The organism is Micromonospora sp. NPDC049891 (assembly GCF_040660295.1).
Lineage (GTDB): Bacteria > Actinomycetota > Actinomycetes > Mycobacteriales > Micromonosporaceae > Micromonospora.
Genome location: NZ_JBFAML010000002.1, coordinates 371,500 through 389,997, shown reverse-complemented (window position 1 = coordinate 389,997; position 18,498 = coordinate 371,500). Strand labels below are relative to the sequence as shown.

Annotated in this window: 15 protein-coding genes; 8 read left to right on the top strand and 7 right to left on the bottom strand. The window is 72.4% G+C overall.

Annotated features, from left to right (window positions below; genetic code table 11):
• Positions 1-81: 81 nt before the first annotated feature.
• The 3 genes from AB0I71_RS05050 (at position 82) to AB0I71_RS05040 (ending at position 4,826) form a co-directional block, all read left to right on the top strand.
• Entirely contained in the window at positions 82-2,784 is a 2,703-nt protein-coding gene (locus tag AB0I71_RS05050) for a hypothetical protein (RefSeq protein ID WP_357581947.1), read from the top strand.
• A gap of 84 nt (positions 2,785-2,868) precedes the next feature.
• Positions 2,869-3,906 carry an aminoglycoside phosphotransferase family protein gene (locus AB0I71_RS05045; protein WP_357581946.1) on the top strand — a complete coding sequence of 346 codons (1,038 nt, stop codon included), beginning with the start codon at positions 2,869-2,871 and terminating at the stop codon, positions 3,904-3,906.
• 68 nt (positions 3,907-3,974) lie between these two features.
• On the top strand, positions 3,975-4,826 hold the full coding sequence (locus AB0I71_RS05040) for an oxygenase MpaB family protein (RefSeq protein ID WP_357581945.1): 852 nt from the start codon (positions 3,975-3,977) through the stop codon (positions 4,824-4,826).
• Between the two features lie 73 nt (positions 4,827-4,899).
• Here the strand turns inward: AB0I71_RS05040 and AB0I71_RS05035 are convergent, their stop codons facing one another.
• The 5 genes from AB0I71_RS05035 to AB0I71_RS05015 all read right to left on the bottom strand — a co-directional run bounded on the left by AB0I71_RS05035 (position 4,900) and on the right by AB0I71_RS05015 (position 11,317).
• Positions 4,900-6,702, bottom strand: coding sequence for an IucA/IucC family siderophore biosynthesis protein (locus AB0I71_RS05035; protein WP_357581944.1), 1,803 nt, complete (start codon positions 6,700-6,702; stop codon positions 4,900-4,902).
• Positions 6,699-7,277: a GNAT family N-acetyltransferase gene (locus AB0I71_RS05030; RefSeq protein ID WP_357581943.1), complete on the bottom strand. Its 579-nt coding sequence runs from the start codon at positions 7,275-7,277 to the stop codon at positions 6,699-6,701. The genes AB0I71_RS05035 and AB0I71_RS05030 overlap by 4 nt, the downstream gene beginning before the upstream one ends.
• Positions 7,274-8,554 carry a SidA/IucD/PvdA family monooxygenase gene (locus AB0I71_RS05025; protein WP_357581942.1) on the bottom strand — a complete coding sequence of 427 codons (1,281 nt, stop codon included), beginning with the start codon at positions 8,552-8,554 and terminating at the stop codon, positions 7,274-7,276. Before AB0I71_RS05025 ends, AB0I71_RS05030 begins: the two co-directional genes overlap by 4 nt.
• Positions 8,555-8,589: 35 nt before the next feature.
• Positions 8,590-10,143: an aspartate aminotransferase family protein gene (locus AB0I71_RS05020; protein ID WP_357581941.1), complete on the bottom strand. Its 1,554-nt coding sequence runs from the start codon at positions 10,141-10,143 to the stop codon at positions 8,590-8,592.
• Between the two features lie 145 nt (positions 10,144-10,288).
• Entirely contained in the window at positions 10,289-11,317 is a 1,029-nt protein-coding gene (locus AB0I71_RS05015; protein ID WP_357581940.1) for an ABC transporter substrate-binding protein, read from the bottom strand.
• A 225-nt stretch (positions 11,318-11,542) separates the two neighbouring features.
• Here AB0I71_RS05015 and AB0I71_RS05010 point away from each other — a divergent pair, with 225 nt between their 5' ends.
• The 5 genes from AB0I71_RS05010 (at position 11,543) to AB0I71_RS04990 (ending at position 16,994) form a co-directional block, all read left to right on the top strand.
• Entirely contained in the window at positions 11,543-12,499 is a 957-nt protein-coding gene (locus AB0I71_RS05010) for an iron chelate uptake ABC transporter family permease subunit (protein WP_357581939.1), read from the top strand.
• Entirely contained in the window at positions 12,496-13,518 is a 1,023-nt protein-coding gene (locus AB0I71_RS05005; RefSeq protein WP_357581938.1) for an iron chelate uptake ABC transporter family permease subunit, read from the top strand. Before AB0I71_RS05010 ends, AB0I71_RS05005 begins: the two co-directional genes overlap by 4 nt.
• 86 nt (positions 13,519-13,604) lie before the next feature.
• The gene (locus AB0I71_RS05000) at positions 13,605-14,414 is read left to right on the top strand and encodes an ABC transporter ATP-binding protein (RefSeq protein WP_357581937.1); all 810 of its coding nucleotides are present in this window, start codon (positions 13,605-13,607) and stop codon (positions 14,412-14,414) included.
• Entirely contained in the window at positions 14,411-16,453 is a 2,043-nt protein-coding gene (locus AB0I71_RS04995) for a penicillin acylase family protein (protein ID WP_357581936.1), read from the top strand. Before AB0I71_RS05000 ends, AB0I71_RS04995 begins: the two co-directional genes overlap by 4 nt.
• The gene (locus AB0I71_RS04990) at positions 16,446-16,994 is read left to right on the top strand and encodes a GNAT family N-acetyltransferase (protein ID WP_357581935.1); all 549 of its coding nucleotides are present in this window, start codon (positions 16,446-16,448) and stop codon (positions 16,992-16,994) included. The genes AB0I71_RS04995 and AB0I71_RS04990 overlap by 8 nt, the downstream gene beginning before the upstream one ends.
• 149 nt (positions 16,995-17,143) lie before the next feature.
• Here AB0I71_RS04990 and AB0I71_RS04985 read toward each other — a convergent pair whose 3' ends face one another.
• Positions 17,144-17,860, bottom strand: coding sequence for a dihydrofolate reductase family protein (locus AB0I71_RS04985; RefSeq protein ID WP_357581934.1), 717 nt, complete (start codon positions 17,858-17,860; stop codon positions 17,144-17,146).
• Positions 17,857-18,498 carry a GTP cyclohydrolase II gene (ribA, locus tag AB0I71_RS04980; protein WP_357581933.1) on the bottom strand — a complete coding sequence of 214 codons (642 nt, stop codon included), beginning with the start codon at positions 18,496-18,498 and terminating at the stop codon, positions 17,857-17,859. Before ribA ends, AB0I71_RS04985 begins: the two co-directional genes overlap by 4 nt.

Here is an 18,498-nt window from a genome sequence, read left to right as displayed (position 1 = left end):
CATGATCGCTGGCGTCACCGGTTGCGACATCGCGAGGGACCAGGGCCTCACAGCTTGCGCGCGTGGGATAGACGTGATCACATGCGTAGATTCCTGTTAGCGGCCACGCTCACCGTGGCTCTGGTGGCCGGGGCTGCCGGACCGGCGACAGCCGCCCCACCCGGAAGCCCCGCACCCGCGCCGGTCACCGAGGGCTGGTCGATGTCCGGCGGGGAGTTGACCTGGCGCTCGGGCGAACGCGTGCCGATGGGCGACGCCGCCGTCGAGTTCTGGTCGGGCGACAAGCGTCTCGGGCACGCCCGCCCGCACCCGGACGGTCGGACGTTCAGCCTCGCCCTGGACGGACCAGCCCAGCTCGACGAGTTGACGGTGCGCGCGGGCGGCCGACGGATCGACCAGACCGAGCCGCCCACCACCCGTCGCGCCGCACCCGTCGTCGCGGCACCGGGCCGGCAGCCGGCCGCTTCCGTCGACCCCGGCGTCGCCGGTCCCTACCGGCAGGTGACCGGGGAGTACGCCCTGTCCGACGTGAAGCTGCCGGAGTTCCCGGAGAAGGTCGAGATGCGCGCCGTCGTGGTCGCGCCGGTGGGTGCGTCCGGCGTTCGGCCGCTCGCGCTGTTCCTGCACGGCCGGCACGCCATCTGTTATCGCGGCGACGAGTACGGGCCCCAGCAGTGGCCGTGCCCGGCCGGCGCCGAACCGATCCCGAGTCACCGCGGCTACCTTCAGGCTCAGCGGCTGCTCGCCTCGCAGGGCTACCTGACCGTGTCGATCTCCGCCAACGGGATCAACGGCCAGGACTGGGAGGCCGAGGATGGCGGAGCCCAGGCCCGCTCCGCCCTGGTCCGGCTGCACCTGGCGAAGTGGGCCGACTGGGCCGGTGCCGGCCGGGCCGGCGCGCCGGGGATCGTACGCGCCGCACCGCGCGCCGACCTGTCCCGCGTCTTCCTGGTTGGTCACTCCCGCGGCGGTGAGGGCGTCAGCCGGGCGGCGATGGACTCGCTGACGCCGCCACCGGCAAGCCAGAACGGCTATCCGGGCCGGGTCCGCTGGACCGTCCGGGGCATGCTGCTGATCGGCCCGACCCTCTTCGGGCACAACCCGGTGCCGGACGTCCCGTCGGTGACGATCCTGCCCGGCTGCGACGGCGACGTCTACGACCAGCAGGGCCAGCTCTTCGTGGACGAGACCCGCGACATCGGTGGCAGCCGGGCGCTGCGTAGCGCGCTGTACATGATCGGCGCCAACCACAACTTCTTCAACACCGAGTGGACGCCCGGCCAGTCGGTGGCTCCGTCGAACGACGACTTCTCCACCGTCGGCGACCCTGATCCGATCTGCTCCCCGGGCACCGCGACCCGGCTCACCGCTGCCCAGCAGCAGACCGCCGGCGCGACGTACATCGCCGCCGCCGCGCGGCTGTTCGTCGCCGGCGACGACCGGGTCCGCCCGCTGCTGGACGGCAGCGGCCGGCGTGCCCCCTCGGCCGACCCGGCCCGGGTGCTCAGTCACGCCCTCGGTGGCAACCGCACGCCGCTGCTCACGCCGGGCCCGTCGACCAGGCTGTCCGGCGGGGCCCGGATCTGTGACCAGGTCAGCGACGACCCGGAGCGGTCCTGCCTCGACCCGCAGGATCCCAACGCGCTTCTGTCGCACTTCGTGCCGTTCCTCTGGACCGTGCCCGAACCCGACCGGTACGCGGCGGCGCTGAGCTGGTCCGCCGCCGGTCGGCCGATCCGGCTGGCCCCGGCCCGCCCGGTCACCGTCGCCGGGGCCCGGGACCTGGCCCTGCGCATGATCGTCCCACCGAACACCACTGACACCAGGTTCGATGTCGCGGTGATCGGCGCGGACGGCCGACGCAGCCGACTGGGCGCGGTCCGGATGGACGGCCTGCCCGGCACGGAGTACACGACCTCGTACTGGGCGCAGGAGGTGCGGGTGCCGCTCAAGGGCGCACCGGCACGGGTCGCCGCCATCGAGATCACCCCGCGTAGCGGAGACGGTCAGGCGTGGCTGCTCGACGCGTGGGCCTGGCGGCCCGGTACACCCGATGACGACACCCCCCGTACACCGCGGCTGGACCTCGGCACGCTGCGGGTGCAGGAGGGCGACTCCGGCATGAAGGCGTACGAGATCCCGGTGTCGGTGACCGGACGTGGCAGCGGCTCGGTCCGGCTGTACTTCACCGACGACATGGGCGTCAGCCGCTCCTGGCTGGCCACCATCCGACCCGGCCAACGCAGCATCCGGGTACCTGTCGAGGTCGTCGGGGACACGGTGTGGAACTACACCGAGTGGCACACGTTGGCCGCCAAGGCGGAGCGGGGCTTCGTCGTCGGCAGCTACCTCGGTGGACTCGCCGTGATCAACGACGATCCGGCGCCGATCGTCACCGTCGAGTCCACCTCGGTGCGGGTGGCCGAGGGCGAGACGCTCACCTGGCACTTCACCTCGTCCGCGCCGACCGAGGTGGGCATCTTCGCGTACGCTCTGCCGCAGGTTCCCGCCGACCGGCCGGAGCTGTCCACCACGGACGTCGACCCGGAGTGGTTCACCATGTTCACGGGGGGCGATCCGGTGGAGCCGTCGCGGCCGCTGTCGCAGACCTGGCTCGCAACGTCCGTGTTCATCCCGTCGGACGCGGCCACCGGCGAAATCTCCGTACCGACGATCACCGACTCGGTCGACGAGCCCGACGAGTGGATCGAGCTACAGGTCTACAACCCCTCGGCCGGGCCGGTGCCGGAGGTGGCGCTGACCGGGGTGGTGACCGACGGCTGACCCGTACGCTCCGCCGGCCGCACAGCGGGTGCGGCCGGCGGGCACGGGACGGACAGCGCGCGGAGCGCGGCCTACGCTGTCCGGGTGGCGCCGGTCAGTCCAACGCAACGGGTCCTCTCCCCCGACGACGTGGTCGACTTCGTACGGTCGTCCTTCGGCCCGGACCGGCGGGTGGCCGACTGCGGGCCGCTCTCCGGTGGGGGCTTCGCCGCGGTGTGGTGGGTTCGCCTCGACGACGAACGGCCGGGTGGCGGCCGCCCGCGGACCGGTCACCGGGACGTGGTGCTGAAGGTCGCCCCGCCGCCCACCACCCGGCTGCTGCGCTACGAGACCGATCTGCTCGCCGCCGAGGCTCGGTACTTCCGGCTGGTCGCCGAGCGGGCACCGCAGGTGCCGGTGCCGCAGGTGCTGCACCACGGCCGGGATCGACGGCTCGGTGAGTGGCTGGTCACCGGCCGGCTGCCCGGCCGGGCACTGCCCGAGCTGGACGGTGACGACGGGCCGGTCCGCGCCGACCTGGGCGCGGCGACGGCGGCCGTGCACCGGATCACCGGCGACCGGTTCGGCTACGACGCCGGCCGTACCGGCGGACCGACCTGGTCGGCCGCGTTCACGGCGATCATCGACGACCTGCTCGCCGACGCGGCCGACTGGGCGGTGCCGCTGCCCGTACCGCCGCAGCGGTTCCGCGCGCTGGTGGCCCGGCACGGCGCGTTGCTCGACACGGTACGCCGGCCGGCGCTGCTGCACTTCGACTGCTGGGACGGCAACGTGCTCGCCGACCGGGCTGCCGACGGTGCGTACCGGATGTGTGGTCTGGTCGACGGCGAGCGGTTCCTCTACGGCGATCCGCTGCTCGATCTGGTTTCCCCGCTGCTGTTCCGTCGTGCCGAGGACGAACCGACGCATCCCTTCCTGCGCGGGTACGCCGAGGCCACCGGCGTGCCGCTGGTCTTCGATGACGGGGTACGCCGCCGGCTCGCGCTGTACCGGATGCACCTGCACCTGCTGATGACCGTGGAGATGCCCAGCCGGGGCATCACGCCGGACAACGACCCCGGCCGGCACGCCCTGCTGGCCGAGCTGCTCGACCGCGACCTGGCCGAGCTGGCCGCGGACTGAGCCAGCGGACCGCCGAGCGGCCGGCCGGGCCGCCACACGACAGTCGACCACCGCTGGAGGTGCCGCCGTTGCGAGACCGACACGCCAACCTGGCGCGCATCCGTTCGCTCGACGCCGAGCGTGACCACCTGGAGATCTACCAGACGATGCTGCGCCACGAGTTCTGCTGGGAGCTGAGGCTCGGGCTCAACCTGGCGTTCAACCGCTCCTTCTCGATCCCGGAGATCGCCGCCGTGCACACCGCCACCGGCGAGCTGACCCGGCGCACCCGCAAGCGCATCGACGACACCGGCCTGCTGATGTACGAGATGGTGCTCAACGGGTTCGACCATCCGCGCGGCCGCGCGGCGCTGCGTCGGGTCAACCAGATCCACCGCCCGTACGGCATCGGCAACGACCACTACCGGTACGTACTCGGCTGCCTGGTGGTGATCCCGACCCGGTGGATCGACAGGTACGGCTGGCGCCGTACCTGCTGTCACGAGCGGCGCGCCACCCACGTCTTCTACCGGGAGCTGGGCCGCCGGATGGGCATCACCGACATCCCGGAGACCTACCAGGAGTTCGCCGACTGGTTCGACGCCTACGACGCGGCGCACCTGAGGCCCAACGACGACGCGGCGGCGATCGAGCGGGCCACCCGGGAACTGCTGCTCGGGCGGCTGCCCCGCCCACTGGCTCCCGTCGGCGACGCCCTGGTCGCCGCGTTGTACGACGAACGGCTGCGCGCGGCCACCAGGGTCGCCGCCCCGGCCTGGCCGGTGCGGGCCGGACTGCACGGCGGGCTGCGCGTCCGGGCGTGGCTGCTGCGGCACCTCGGCCGGCCACGCACCGAGCCGCTGTTCGCCGACGGTGTGATCAGCACGCGGACGTACCCCGACGGCTACACCATCGACCAGCTCGGCCCACACCCCGGCTGACCCGCCGCCGCCCGACGGACGGCCGTCGACGGTCCCGACCGGCGACGGCGGTCGGGACCGGGGGCGCCGACGGTCAGGACGGTGCGAACCGAGCCAGCGGATTGGTCAGGGCACCGACCAGTTGCAGGGCGGCCGACGGGTCGGCCAGGTCGACCATCTGCTGGTTGTCGCGCAGTTGCAGCCGGTTGAGGCAGGACAGCGCGAACTCCGGGGCGAACAGGTCGTAGCGGGCCAGCCGGTCGGCCAGGTGGGGCACCCGGCCAACGTACTCGGTGGCGCAGTCGGCCACGGTACGCCAGAACTCCTCCTCGCCGATCACGCCCTGATCGGCGAGGGTCGCGCCGAGGAAGCGGAAGAAGCAGTCGAAGACGTCGGTGAAGATCGACAGCAGCTTCATGTCCTCCGGGATCTCGGCGCGGATCCGCTCGACCGCCGGCGGCAGTTGCGCCTCGGCGCTCATCATCACGATCTCCTCGGCGATGTCCTTGAAGATCGCCCGCTCGACGACGCCGTCGCGGAGCACCAGGATGACGTTCTCGCCGTGCGGCATGAACGCCAGGTCGTAGGCGTAGAAGGCGTGCAGCAGCGGGGTCAGGTAGGCGTTCAGGTAGCGGCGCAGCCAGACCGTCGGCGCCAACCCGGAGGCGGCGATCAGCTCGGCGGCGAACGAGCGCCCGTCGGTGTCGACGTGCAGCAGCGACGCCATGGTGGCCAGCCGCTCGCCGGGAGCCAGGTCCGGTACCGGGCTCTCCCGCCAGAGTGCGGCAAGCATCTTGCGGTACGGCGAGTATCGGTCGGTGGCGGCCTCGTACTGGCGGTGCCGGTAGCCGACGGCGGCCCGCTCCCGGATGATCGTCAACCCGGTGGCCCGGAACACCTCGTCGCCGTCGATCAGGTCGGCCAGCCAGTCGTTGATGGCCGGGGTGGCCTCCATGTACGCGGCGGACAGCCCCCGCATGAAGCCCATGTTCAGCACGGACAGCGCGGTCTTGACGTAGTGCCGCTCGGGATGGCTGACGTTGAAGAAGGTGCGGATGGACTGCTGGGCGAGGTACTCGTCGGGGCCTTCACCGAGGCAGACCAGTCGGCGACGCGCCACCTCGCCGGCGAAGGTGACCGACAGCTTGTTCCACCACTGCCACGGGTGCACCGGGATGAGGTGGTAGTCGGCGAGGTCCAGGCCCAGTTCGGACATGGTCCCGGCGAACCGGGCGAGGGTCGCCTCGCCCAGTTCGGCGCGCAGCAGCGTCTCCTGGTCCAGGTCGGCGGCGCTGGTGAAGGTGGCGTGGTCGCGGTGGGCGGCGAGCCAGATCAGCCGTACCGGGTGGGCCGCTTCGGGGGCGTAGCGGTGGTACTCGTCGACGCCGAAGCCGAGCCGCCCGTTGTTGGCCACGAAGCAGGGGTGACCCTCGGTCATCGACGTCTCGATGGTCTGGAAGTCGGCCGCCACCAGCTTCGCCGCGCTGGGCAGCTCCCGGTCCAGCTTGTACGCCAGGCCGGCGAGGGTGGAACTGATCTCCTCAAGGTAGACCGGCAGGATCCGGTCGGTGAGGCCGAGCACGTCACGCAGGTCGAGGCAGAGATCGACAGCGTCCAGCGGCAGCGGCTGGCCGTCGCGGTGCCGGGTGATGCTCTCCGGGTCGATGTCCCAGTGCTCAAGCGTCATCACCCGGGCCGCGAACCGGTACCGGACCGCGCCGGAGGCGGCGGTGACGGCGTACCACCGCCGGCCGGTGGGGTCGGCTGACGCGCCGTCCGGCTCGGGGGTGAGCAGGCGCTCGTGGGTGAACTCGGCGAGCGCCTTGCGCACCAGCAGGCGGTTGGCCCGCTCCCAGGTCTCCGGGCGCAGGTGGGCGACCGGGTCGCGCGTGGTCATGCCGGTACTCCTTCGTTTCGGGTGGCGGCCAGGAACCGCTGCCGGGTGCAGATGCTCAGCAGGGCCGTCTTCTCCGGTTTGGTGATCGGTCCGACCACCTCGAAGCCGACAGCCGCGTTGAGCGCGTGCACGGCGGTGTTGCGCACGTCCGGCTCGACCACCACCCGTTCGGTGGTGGGGTCGGCGAAGAGCCAGGCCATCACTGTGGTGATGACGGCTCGGGTGAAGCCGTGCACGGGGGTGTCGGTGGGTGCGCAGAGGAAGTGCATGCCGACGTCGCCGGGCCGGGCGTCGTGCAGACCGACGAGTTCGACCCGCGCCGGGTCGTACCGTTCGGCGAGGAACGCCGGCTGGGCGCGCCACAGCCCCAGGTACGCCTCGTGGTGCGGGTGCTCGGCGATGCGCTGGTACTCGGCGGTCACGGCGTCGACGTCGGCGTCCTGCATCAGCCAGAACGCCGCCTTGGGATGGGTCACCCACCGGTGCAGCACCGGAGCGTCGGCGGCCACGTCGAGCGTACGCAGGGCGAACTCGCCGAGTCGCCGATCGTGCCGGGTGTACACGAGCTGGGTCACCCGGTCACCCCGAAGTCCTGGAAGGTGATCGACTTTTCGATCGGGTACGGCTCGCGGCCGAGCAGTTCCCGGATGATCCAGCTGTTGCGGTACGGGCCCATGCCGAGATCGGGCGAGGTGATGCTGTGCGTGTGGGTGCCGCCGTTCTGGAGGAACACACCGCGCCCGGTGGTGTCCACGCTGTAGTTGCGGGCGACGTCGAGCCGACCGTGGTCGTCGAAGCGCAGCCGGTGCCGGATCGGCTCCAGGAACGCCGGCACCTCGTAGCGGTAGCCGGTGGCCAGCACCAGCCCCTCGGTGTCCAGAGTGAAGTCCCGTTCCTGCTCGACGTGGCGCAGCCGCAGGGTGTGCACACCGGTGCTCCCGTCGTGGGTCACCTCGGTCAGCTCGGTGTTTGTCAGCAGCCGGGTGTCCACCGGGCCGTCGACGCTCGCGGCGTAGAGCAGGTCGTAGATGTCGTTGACCAGGTCGGCGGAGATGCCCTTGAACAGCCCCTTCTGCTCGGCCTCCAGCCGGTACCGGGTGGCCTCGGGCAGCGCGTGGAAGTAGTCCACGTAGTCCGGCGAGGTCATCTCCAGGGTGAGCTTCGTGTACTCCAGGGGGAAGAAGCGGGGCGAGCGGGTCACCCAGTTCAGCTGGTATCCGTGGGTGCCGATGTCGCCGAGCAGGTCGTGGTAGATCTCGGCGGCGCTCTGCCCACTGCCGACGATGGTGATGCTCCGCTTGGCCCGCAACGCGTCCCGGTGCTCCAGGTACCGGGAGTTGTGCACGGCGTCGGAGGCCAGGCCGGCGCAGGCGTCCGGCAGGTGGGGCGGGGTGCCGGTGCCGAGCACCAGGTGTCGGGCCCGGTGGGTGACGGTGGCACCGTCGACGGTGGCGGTCACCACGTACCTGTCGTCGGCGGGGTCGTACTCGACGGCGGTGACCTGATGCCCGAACCGGAGGTTGGGCAGCTTGGCGGCGGCCCAGCGGCAGTACGCGTCGTACTCCACCCGCAGCGGGAAGAAGCTCTCCCGGATGTAGAAGGGGTAGAGCCGGCCGATCTCCTTGAGGTAGCTGAGGAAGGAGAACGGCGAGGTGGGATCGGCGAGGGTGACCAGGTCGGCCAGGAACGGCGTCTGCAGCCGGGACGACTCCAGCAGCATGCCGGGATGCCAGGAGACGTCGTCACGGGCCTCCAGGAACAGCCCGTCGAGGTCGGCGATGGGGGCGGTCAGGCAGGCCAGGCCGAGGTTGTACGGCCCGAGACCGATCCCGATGAAGTCGTAGCTGGACATCCGGCCCTCCAGGCTCGGGTTCGCAGATGGCATGGTCAGCCGACCGGGCAGGTCAGGTCGGCGGAGGCGGCGGATCCGGCGTGTTCGTGCACGTGGCGGCCGGCGTGCTCGGCGATCAGGTCCAACACGTAGGCGACGTCGTCGGTGGTGGTGGCCGGGTTGAGGACTGTGAACTTGAGGTACTGCCGGCCGTCGACCCTGGTGCCGGCGACCACGGCGAGGCCGGAGGCGGCCAGCGCCTCGCGGGCGCGCAGGTTTGCCGCGTCGGTCAGGTCCCGGCCCGGCCCGGTGGGTCGCCAGCGGAACACCACAGTGCTCAACTGCGAGCGGGTCAGCACCTCGAAGCGTGGGTCGGCGGCGACCAGCTGCCATGCCTGGGCGGCCCGGTCGCAGACTTCGTCGAAGAGTTCACCGACGGCGTCGGGTCCCATCACCCGCAGGGTCAGCCAGAGTTTGAGCGCGTCGAACCGGCGCGTGGTCTGCAGGCTCTTGTCGACCTGGTTGGGGATGCGCTGGGCCACCATCCGGGCCGGGTTGAGGTAGTCGGCGTGCCAGGTGGCGTGCCGCAGGGTCCGCCGATCGCGGACCACCAGCGCGCTGGAGCTGACCGGCTGGAAGAAGGACTTGTGGTAGTCGACGGTGACCGAGTCGGCGCGTTCGATGCCGTCGAGCAGGTGTCGGCGGGTGGGCGAGACCAGCAGCCCGCAGCCGTACGCGGCGTCGACGTGCAGCCACACGCCGGCCGTGGCGCACACCTCGGCGATCTCGTCGAGCGGGTCGATGGTGCCGAAGTCGGTGGTGCCGGCGGTGGCCACCACCGCCATGACGGTCAGGCCGGCGCGCCGGCAGCGGGCGATCTCGTGCCGGACCGCGCCGGGACGCATCCGCCGGTCCGGGCCGGTCTCCACCACCACTACCGCGTCCGGTGCCAGGCCGAGCAGCTTGGCTGCCTTCTGCACGCTGAAGTGACCGGCCGCCGAGGCGATGATCCGTAGCTGGGGCAGCAGGATCCGCCGGTCGGCGGGCGTGGCGGCGGCCAGCGCCTCCTCCCGGGCCAGCAGCAGGGCGTGCAGGTTGGACTGGGTGCCGCCGCTGGTGAACACTCCGTCGGCCGCCGGGCCGAGGCCGATCCGGTCGGCGGTCCACTCGATGAGCCGGCGCTCGATCAGGGTGCCGCCGGCGCTCTGGTCCCAGGTGTCCATCGAGGAGTTGACCGCGCTGAGGACCGCCTCGCCGAGCAGCGCCGGGATCACCACGGGGCAGTTGAGGTGGGCCAGGTACCGCGGGTGGTGGAACCAGACCGCGTCACGCAGGTAGACGTCCTCCAGTTCGTCGAGCGCGGCGGTGGTGTCGCCCAGCGGCCGGTCCAGGTCGATCGCCTCCACCTGCGGGGCGAGTTCGTCCGGGCGTACGCCGGTGAACGGTCCGGTCGCCTCGGCCACCCGACGGGCCACCCGGTCGGTGCCGGCTGCCACCGCCTGTCGGTACCGCTCGACTGTCTCGTCGCTGAGCAGGTGCGCCCGGGCGGGTGTGGGCCTGGGCTCCGGGTGGGTCGGCGTTGCCTCGGCGGTGTGCACCGGCAGGGTCATGGACGTGTCCTCCACGCTCGGCGGTTCGGTTTTCGGGCAGCCGGAACCCGCCGCACGACAGGTGGGCGGCGGGCACTTCGGTTCTGGGAGGTTGGTGGCGGGGCGGCCGGTGCGGTGGTCGACCGCGGCCGGCCGCCCGGCGGAGTCAGGTGAGCTTCTTCGCTCCCTGGATCGCCTTGGCGAGGTTCTCCAGCAGCGGAGCCGCGCCGGCGTACGAGAAGCGGGGCACCGCGTCCCACGGCGTGACCTGTCCGGCCTGCACGGCGGGCAGTTGCTTCCAGGTGGGCTTGGCGGCCAGGTCGGTCGGTTGCAGGGCGGTGCCGCGGTTGTCGAGCAGGATCAGGTCGGCCGGGAACTTGCCGGCGTTCTCCCAGCTGAGGGCCTCGAAGTAGTCGCCGGCCTCAAGCTTGGTCGGCACCACGATGTCGACGCCGAGTTCGGCGAAGTACATCAGGTCGGTGCTGATCTTGGGGTTGGAGACGTAGAACAGGTCGGGGCTGCCCGAGGCTGCCATCACCTTGATGCCCGGGTTGGCGGCGACGGCCTGGCGTACCGCTTCGGCGGCGGCCTCGAACCGCGCCTTGGCGTCGGTGACCTTCGGCGCCGACAGGTCGGCGCCGAGGGACTCGGCGAGTTGGGCGTACCGTTCGATGGGCTTGGTCATCGGCACCCGGGCGGTGGTGATGGTCACCGCCGGGGCCAGCGGCAGGATCTTGTCCTTGCTCTCGTCCGGGACGTACCAGTAGGCGCCCGGGTCGTACATGTGGGTGACCAGCAGTTCCGGACGCAGGGCTGCGTACTTCTCGACGCTGAACTCGCCCCAGACGTTGCCGAGGATCTCCACGCTCTCCACGTCCAGGTCACCGGCCTGCGGTTCGACGCTGCCGTCCGCCTTCTTCGTCTCGCCGAACACGCCTACCACCTCGCGGCTGAGTCCGAAGTCGACAAGTGCCGCGGCGGAGCCGGTGAAGGCGACCACCCGTTGGGGCCGGGCGTCGGCGGTGACCTTCTCGGGGCGGTCGTCGGTGAAGGACCAGGGGCCGGAGGCGTTGTCGGTGCTGGTTCCGGCGTTGTCGTCACGGCCGCAGCCGACGAGTGCGGCGGCCACTGCGGCACCGCCGACGGCGAGCAGCCCCCGGCGGGAGAGGCGACGGGCGGAGAGGTGCTCAGGCATTCGTGTCGTCTTTCGATCAGGGTCTCGGACCATGGACAGCCGGGGGTTAGGCTAACCTAACCTAACTTCGTGCCTAGACTCGGCTCCTGTCAAGTCCTGACGGCGTTTCGCACCACACTGGAGTTCACACTGTCCGTCATCGAGTCGCCACCCTCTGAGACGCCGACCCGGTCGACCGCACCACCCCGGCACCGTCGCACCGCCCTACGCGCCAGCGGTCTCCTCATGGCCGCGCTTACCCTGCTCACGGTCGCCGTGCTCAGCATGGCTGTCGGCGCCAAGCAGATCCCTGCGTCCGAGGTCTGGCACGCCCTGACCGACCGGGACGCCGCCGAGTACGCGGTGGTCCGGGAGCTGCGGTTGCCCCGTACGCTGCTCGGACTCCTGGCCGGCGCGGCGCTCGGCGTGGCCGGCGCGGCGATGCAGGCGCTCACCCGCAACCCGCTCGCCGATCCCGGGCTGCTCGGCATCAACGCCGGTGCGGCCGCCGCCATCGCCACCGCCACCGCTCTGTTCGGCCTCGGCGGCGGCACCGGTCAGGTGTGGTTCGCGCTGCTCGGCGCCGCCGTGGTCACCGTCGGGGTGTACGCCGTCGGCGGTGGTCGCGCGGCCACCCCGGCCCGCCTGGCGCTGGCCGGCGCGGCACTCAACGCGGCGCTGTACTCGTACGTCAGCGCGGTGATGCTGCTCGACGCGGCCGGCCTGGAACGGCTGCGCTTCTGGACCGTCGGGTCACTGGCCAGCGCCGACACCGGCACCGTGCTGCGGGTGCTGCCGTTCATCGCCGTCGGGCTGCTGGTCGCGCTGGCCGCTGCCCGCCCGCTCAACGCGCTCGCCCTCGGCGACGACGCCGCGCAGGCCCTGGGTGCCCGACCGGCCCTGGCCCGAGCCGGTGTGATCATCGCCATCACGCTGCTCTGCGGGGCCGCCACCGCCGCCTGCGGACCTATCGTCTTCGTCGGGCTGCTCGTGCCGCACCTGGTCCGCGCCCTCACCGGACCTGACCTGCGCTGGCTGCTGCCCTACTGCGCGCTGCTCGCCCCGGTGCTGCTGCTCGGCTCCGACGTGCTCGGCCGGGTCCTCGGCCGCCCCGGTGAACTCCAGGTCGGGCTGATCACCGCGGTGGTCGGCGGCCCGCTGTTCCTGGCACTTGTGCTCAGGACGAGGACGGCCCGCTCATGATCGTGATTCGGACGCCCGGTCGGCTCTCCTTCCGGTTGCAGCCACGCGTCCTCGCCGTCGGCACGGTCTGCCTGCTGCTCACCCTCGCCGTCGGGGTGCTGGCCGTCGGACACGGCGAGTACCCGATGTCACCCGCCGACGTCCTGCGCACGCTGACCGGCGGCGGCAGCCCCGCCGAGGAGTTCATCGTCACCCAGCTGCGACTGCCCCGGCTGGTCACCGGTCTGGCCGTGGGCACCGCGCTCGGCCTGGCCGGGGCGGTGTTCCAGTCGCTGGTCCGCAACCCGCTGGGCAGCCCGGACGTGCTCGGTTTCACTCAGGGCGCGGCCACCGGTGCGCTCGTCGTGGTCGCCGTCGGCGGCAGCAGCGCCGCCCTCGCCGGCTCCGCGGCCCTCGGCGGCATCGCCACCGGCCTGCTCATCTACCTGATCGCCTGGCGGCGCGGGGTACACGGCTACCGGCTGGTCCTGGTCGGCATCGGCATGTCGGCCATCCTCACCGGCGTCAACGGCTATCTGATGACCCGGGTACCGCTGATGAGCGCCTCCCGGGCGATGCTCTGGCTCACCGGCAGCCTCGACGGCCGCGGCTGGTCCGACGCCCTGCCGCTGCTGGCCGCCCTCGCGGTGCTGATGCCGGCGCTGCTCGCCTGCGCTCCGGCGCTGCGGATGACCGAGCTGGGCGACGACGCCGCCAGCGGGCTGGGCGTGAGCGTGCACCGGGTGCGGATGCTGCTGCTCTCCGGAGCCGTACTGCTGGTGGCTCTGTCCGCGGCCGCCGCCGGACCGGTGCCGTTCGTCGCACTCACCGCCCCGCACCTGGCCCGACGTCTCACCCGGGCGCCCGGGGTCACCCTGCTGCCGGCGGCGGTCATCGGCGCGCTGATCACCGTCGTGGCCGATCAGGTCGCGTTGCGCGCCCTCCCCGGCCAGCTGCCGGTCGGCGTGGTGACCGGCGTCATCGGCGGCGGCTACCTGGTGTGGCTGCTGGCCACCGAGCGACGGGCGGGTCGGCTGTGACAAGACCACCAGGCAGGCCGACCGACGGCGACGACCATGCCGGCGGGCCGTCGGTGACGACCCCCAACGAGAACGGAGCAACAAGCATGTCGACCTCCCGGCTGGGTGGCAGCGGGCTGCGGCTCGCCTACGACCGACGTGTCGTCGCCGAGGACCTGACCGTCGCCGTGCCCGACCGCTCCTTCACGGTCATCATCGGTCCGAACGCGTGCGGCAAGTCCACCCTGCTGCGGGCGCTGTCGCGGCTGCTGAAGCCGGCCACCGGGGCGGTGCTGCTCGACGGCTCGGACATCCACCGGCTGCCCGCCCGTGCCGTGGCCCGTACGCTCGGGCTGCTGCCCCAGTCGCCAATCGCGCCCGACGGCATCGGCGTGGCCGAGCTGGTGGCCCGGGGCCGCTACCCGCACCAGGGGCTGCTGCGGCAGTGGTCCCCCGACGACGAGCGGATCGTGGCCGAGTCGATGGCCGCCACCGGTGTCGACGACCTCGGCGATCGGTTGGTCGACGAACTCTCCGGCGGCCAGCGGCAGCGGGTCTGGCTGGCCATGGCGCTGGCCCAGCAGACGCCCCTGCTGCTGTTGGACGAACCGACGACGTACCTGGACATCGCCCACCAGATCGAGGTCCTCGACCTGTGCGCCCGGCTGCACGAGGAACAGGGCCGGACGCTTGTGGCGGTGCTGCACGACCTCAACCACGCCGCCCGCTACGCCACCCACCTGATCGCGATGCGCGGTGGGCAGGTGGTGGCGGCCGGCGAGCCCCGCCGGATCGTCACCGCGGAACTGGTCGAGGAGGTCTTCGGCCTGCCCTGCCGGGTCATCGACGACCCGGAGACCGGTACCCCGCTCGTGGTTCCGGCAGCCCGCGCGCGAGCCGGTACGGTGGCGCGGTGAGCGCGCGCCGCTACCGCGACGGCTTCGGCGTCCCGCACCTGCGCGCCGACGACCACACCTCGCTGGCCTTCGCCCAGGGCCGGGTCACCGCCCTGGACCGGGCCTGGCAGCTCGAGGTGGAACGACACAGGTCCCAGGGCACCTCCGCCTCGTTCCTCGGCGTCGACGCGGTGGCCTGGGACAGCTTCGCCCGCCGGGCGCGGCTCGACGACACCGCTCGACGCTGCCACGCCGCCCTCGACCCGGCCACCGCCGAATGGGTGGGGTGCTACGTGGACGGGGTGAACGCGGCGCTGGCCGCCGGTGCGGCGCGGGCTCCGGAGTTCGCCGCCACCGGCCTGCGACCGGGCCGTTGGCAGCCGTGGACGCCGCTCGCGCTCTGGCTCAGCCACCACGTGCTCTTTGCCGGCTTCGGCACCAAACTCTGGCGCGACCAGGTGGCCCGCCGGCTCGGTCCGCAGGCGACCAGGCTGTTCGCCGTCGACAGCCACGTCACCTCGGGCAGCAACGGCTGGCTGCTCACCGCCGAGCGCACCGCCACCGGCGCCGCCCTGATCGCCGGTGATCCGCACCGGTTCATCGAGGCACCCGGCATCTACCAGCAGATCCGCCTGGCCTGCCCGGAGTACGACGTGCTCGGCTTCGCCGTGCCCGGTATTCCGGGCATTCCGCACTTCGGCCATGCCGGTGGGGTCGCCTGGGCGATCACCAACGCGATGGCCGACTACCAGGACGGGTACACCGAACGGCTGCGCCGCCAGGGCGACCGGGTCGAGGCGTACGGACCTGACGGGTGGCGGCCCGCGCAGCGGCACGTCGAGACGATCGAGGTGGCCGGTGCCGAACCGGTGGCGGTCGAGGTGATCGAGACCGAGCGGGGTCCGCTGGTGTCCGGTGGCCCGGACGATGACCCGGCCATCACGGTCAGCCTGCGGTACCCGCCCCGCGTCCTCGGTGAGCTGGGCTTCGACGTGCTGCCGGCGCTGCTGCGGGCGCGCACCGTCGACGACGTCGACGCGGCACTGGACGGCTGGGTCGAACCGGTGAACGTGGTCCTCGCGGCGGACACCACCGGCGGGCTGCTGCACCGGGTGGCCGGCCGGGTGCCGCGACGCCACCCGGACAACGGGCTTCGGGTGGTCCCCGGCTGGACGGCCAGCCACACCTGGCAGGGCTGGCAGCCGATGCCGAAGGCACCCGTCGACCAGGTGGCGGTGATGGCGAACGACCGTGGCATCTCCGCCGGGCTCGGCGTGGAGTTCGCGCCGCCGTACCGGGCCGACCGGATCCGCCAACTGCTGGACGGGGCCACCGACTGGCACGCCGATCAACAGTCGACGGTGCACACCGACACCTATTCGGCAGCCGCCGGGCCGTTGCTGGACCTGATCGCCGGGCTGGACGGGCTCGACGGACCCGCCGCCGGGCTGCGGGACCGGCTGTTGACCTGGGACCGTCGGATGGCCGCCGACAGCGTCGACGCCGCCGCCTTCGCCGACCTGCGGGCCGCCGTGACCCGCCGGCTCGCCGCCCACCCCGCGCTGGCGCCGCTGGCCGAACCACCCGCCTACCCGGAGGTGTTCCGGCCCTGGCTGGCCCTGCTCCCCCGGGTCGGCTACGCGGTGACACCGCTGCTGCACGCGGACCTGCCCGGCCTGGATCGGGCCGACCTGCTGCGCGAGGCCCTGGCTGAGGTCGCCGCCGCCGGCGAGACCCGACGCTGGGGCGAACGGCACCGGCTCCTGCCGTGGCGAGCGCTGCCCGACCCGGCCGCGCCGCCGGGGCCGCAACTCTCCGGTGACCACGACTGTGTGCTGGCCACCTCCAGCGTCCCCGGTGTCACCGACCTGTGCCTGCGCGGACCGGCGGCCCGTTACGTGTGGGACCTGGCCCGGCGGGAGAACAGCCGCTGGGTGGTGCCGCTGGGCGCCACCGGGGCCGGGCCGCACCGCGACGACCAGCTACCGCTGTGGGTGGACGGCGACCTCATCACGGCGACCTGTGACTGGGACCGGCTGAGCGAGGAGCACGATGACTGACCGTCACCACCACGAACGGCAGGTGCCCCGGTTCGGTGTGGTCACCTTCCGGCCGGTCGACCCCGATGCCGACGCCGACGTGATCCACTCCTGGGTCAGCCAGGAGCGGGCCCGGTTCTGGGGAATGCGCGACGCCGACCGGGACCGGGTCGCCGAGATCTACCGGTACGTGGACTCGCTGTCCACCCATCACGCGTACCTCACCCTGCGCGACGGGCAGCCGGTGGCGCTGTTCCAGACCTACGAGCCGGAGCACGATCCGGTCGGCGAGTGCTACCCGGTACGTCCCGGCGACCACGGCGGTCACCTGCTGATCGGCACTCCGGTACGGCCCGAGCCGGGCTTCACCGGCACGCTGCTCGACGAGTTCGTCGCCTTCGTCTTCACCGACCGCCGCCGGCTACGACTGGTGATGGAGCCGGATGCCCGCAACGACAAGGCGATCGCCCGGCTGCGGCGGGCCGGCTTCGTCGACGGCCCGCTTATCGATCTCCCCGACAAGCGTGCCCAGCTGATGTTCCTCTCCCGACCTCCGGCCTAGCGCGGCAGGCGGCAGATCGCGCCCTCCCGCCGGCCGGACGCCACGACCTGCGGCAGGTCGGGCCTTCCCGTCGGCCGGACGCCACGACATGCGGGATGTCGCGCCGGCCCGCCGCACGGGACGTCGCGAGATGCCGCATCCGGCGACCGTCAGGCGCCCTGCGCCGGGTCGCAGCGCTCGGACAGCGCGTACCGGGTCAGCACCACGTCACCGATCTGGCGCGCCTCCACCACCTGCGCCCGTCGCCCCGGGTGCCACGGGAAGTGGCCCTCGCCGACGAACCGCGGTGCCCGTCGGTCGCCGACGAAGAACGGGGCGACCACCAGGTGCAACTCGTCGGCGAGTCCTGCGGCGAGGAACTGTCCGTGCACGCCCGCGCCGCCCTCGACAAGCAGTCGACCCACGCCCCGCTCGGCGAGATCGGTCAACATCCGCGCCAGGTCGACCGGGTCACCGGCGTCGACCACGGTGGCCAGCTCACCCAGCCGGTGCCGGGTCTTCTCCACCGCCCCACTCGCGCTGTAGACGATCCGGTCGGTGTCGCCGACGGTGAAGAGCCGGGCCTCCGGGTCCAGGTCGCCGCAGCCGGTCATGGTCACCCGGGTCGGCGACGCCGGCAGGCCCCGGGCGACCCGTTCGGCTCGGCGCCGCTCGCACCGCACCAGCAACCGGGGATCGTCCCGGCGGACCGTACCGGCGCCGACCAGGATCGCGTCGCAGCCGGCGCGGACCTCGTCCACCCGGTCGAGGTCCGCGTCGTTGGACAGCAGCAGCCGCTCGTCGGTGGCGTCGTCGATGTAGCCGTCTATCGAGGTGGCGCAGCTGAGCAGCACGTACGGCCGCGCCACCCCGGGCGGGCCGGTCACCGGACGCAGGGCAGGTCAGCGGCGCGGGCCGCGCGGTTGGCCTTCGCCGCGAGGTAGTCGGCGTTGGCCGGGGACAGGAACACGCCGGTCGGCACCTGCTCGGTCACGGTGATCCCGAGCCGACCCAACTGCTCGGTCTTCTCCGGGTTGTTGCTCAGCACCGCGATCGGCCCGACGCCGAGCGCGGCGAGCATCTGGGCGGCCACGGTGTAGTCGCGCTCGTCCTCGGCGTGACCGAGCGCGACGTTGGCCTCGAAGGTGTCCAGCCCCGCGTCCTGCAACGCGTACGCGTCGAGCTTGGCGTACAGCCCGATGCCCCGGCCCTCCTGGCGCAAGTAGAGCAGGTACCCGCCGACGTCGGCGATGCGCTGCACCGCCTCGCGCAGCTGGGGCCCGCAGTCGCAGCGTTGGCTGCCGAACACGTCGCCGGTGAGACATTCGCTGTGCGGGCGGACCAACGGCACGTCTGCGTCGCGTTCCGCCGCGCCGGTGTCACCGAGGGCGAAGGCGAGGTGCTCCCGGCCGTCGACCAACCCGTCGAAGGTGAACAGCCGGGCGGTGGTGGTGTAGCCGTCGGGGAACCGCAGCGGCACGGTGACCTGCGTCCGGATGGTGGCGACAGGCAGTGATTCGGACAT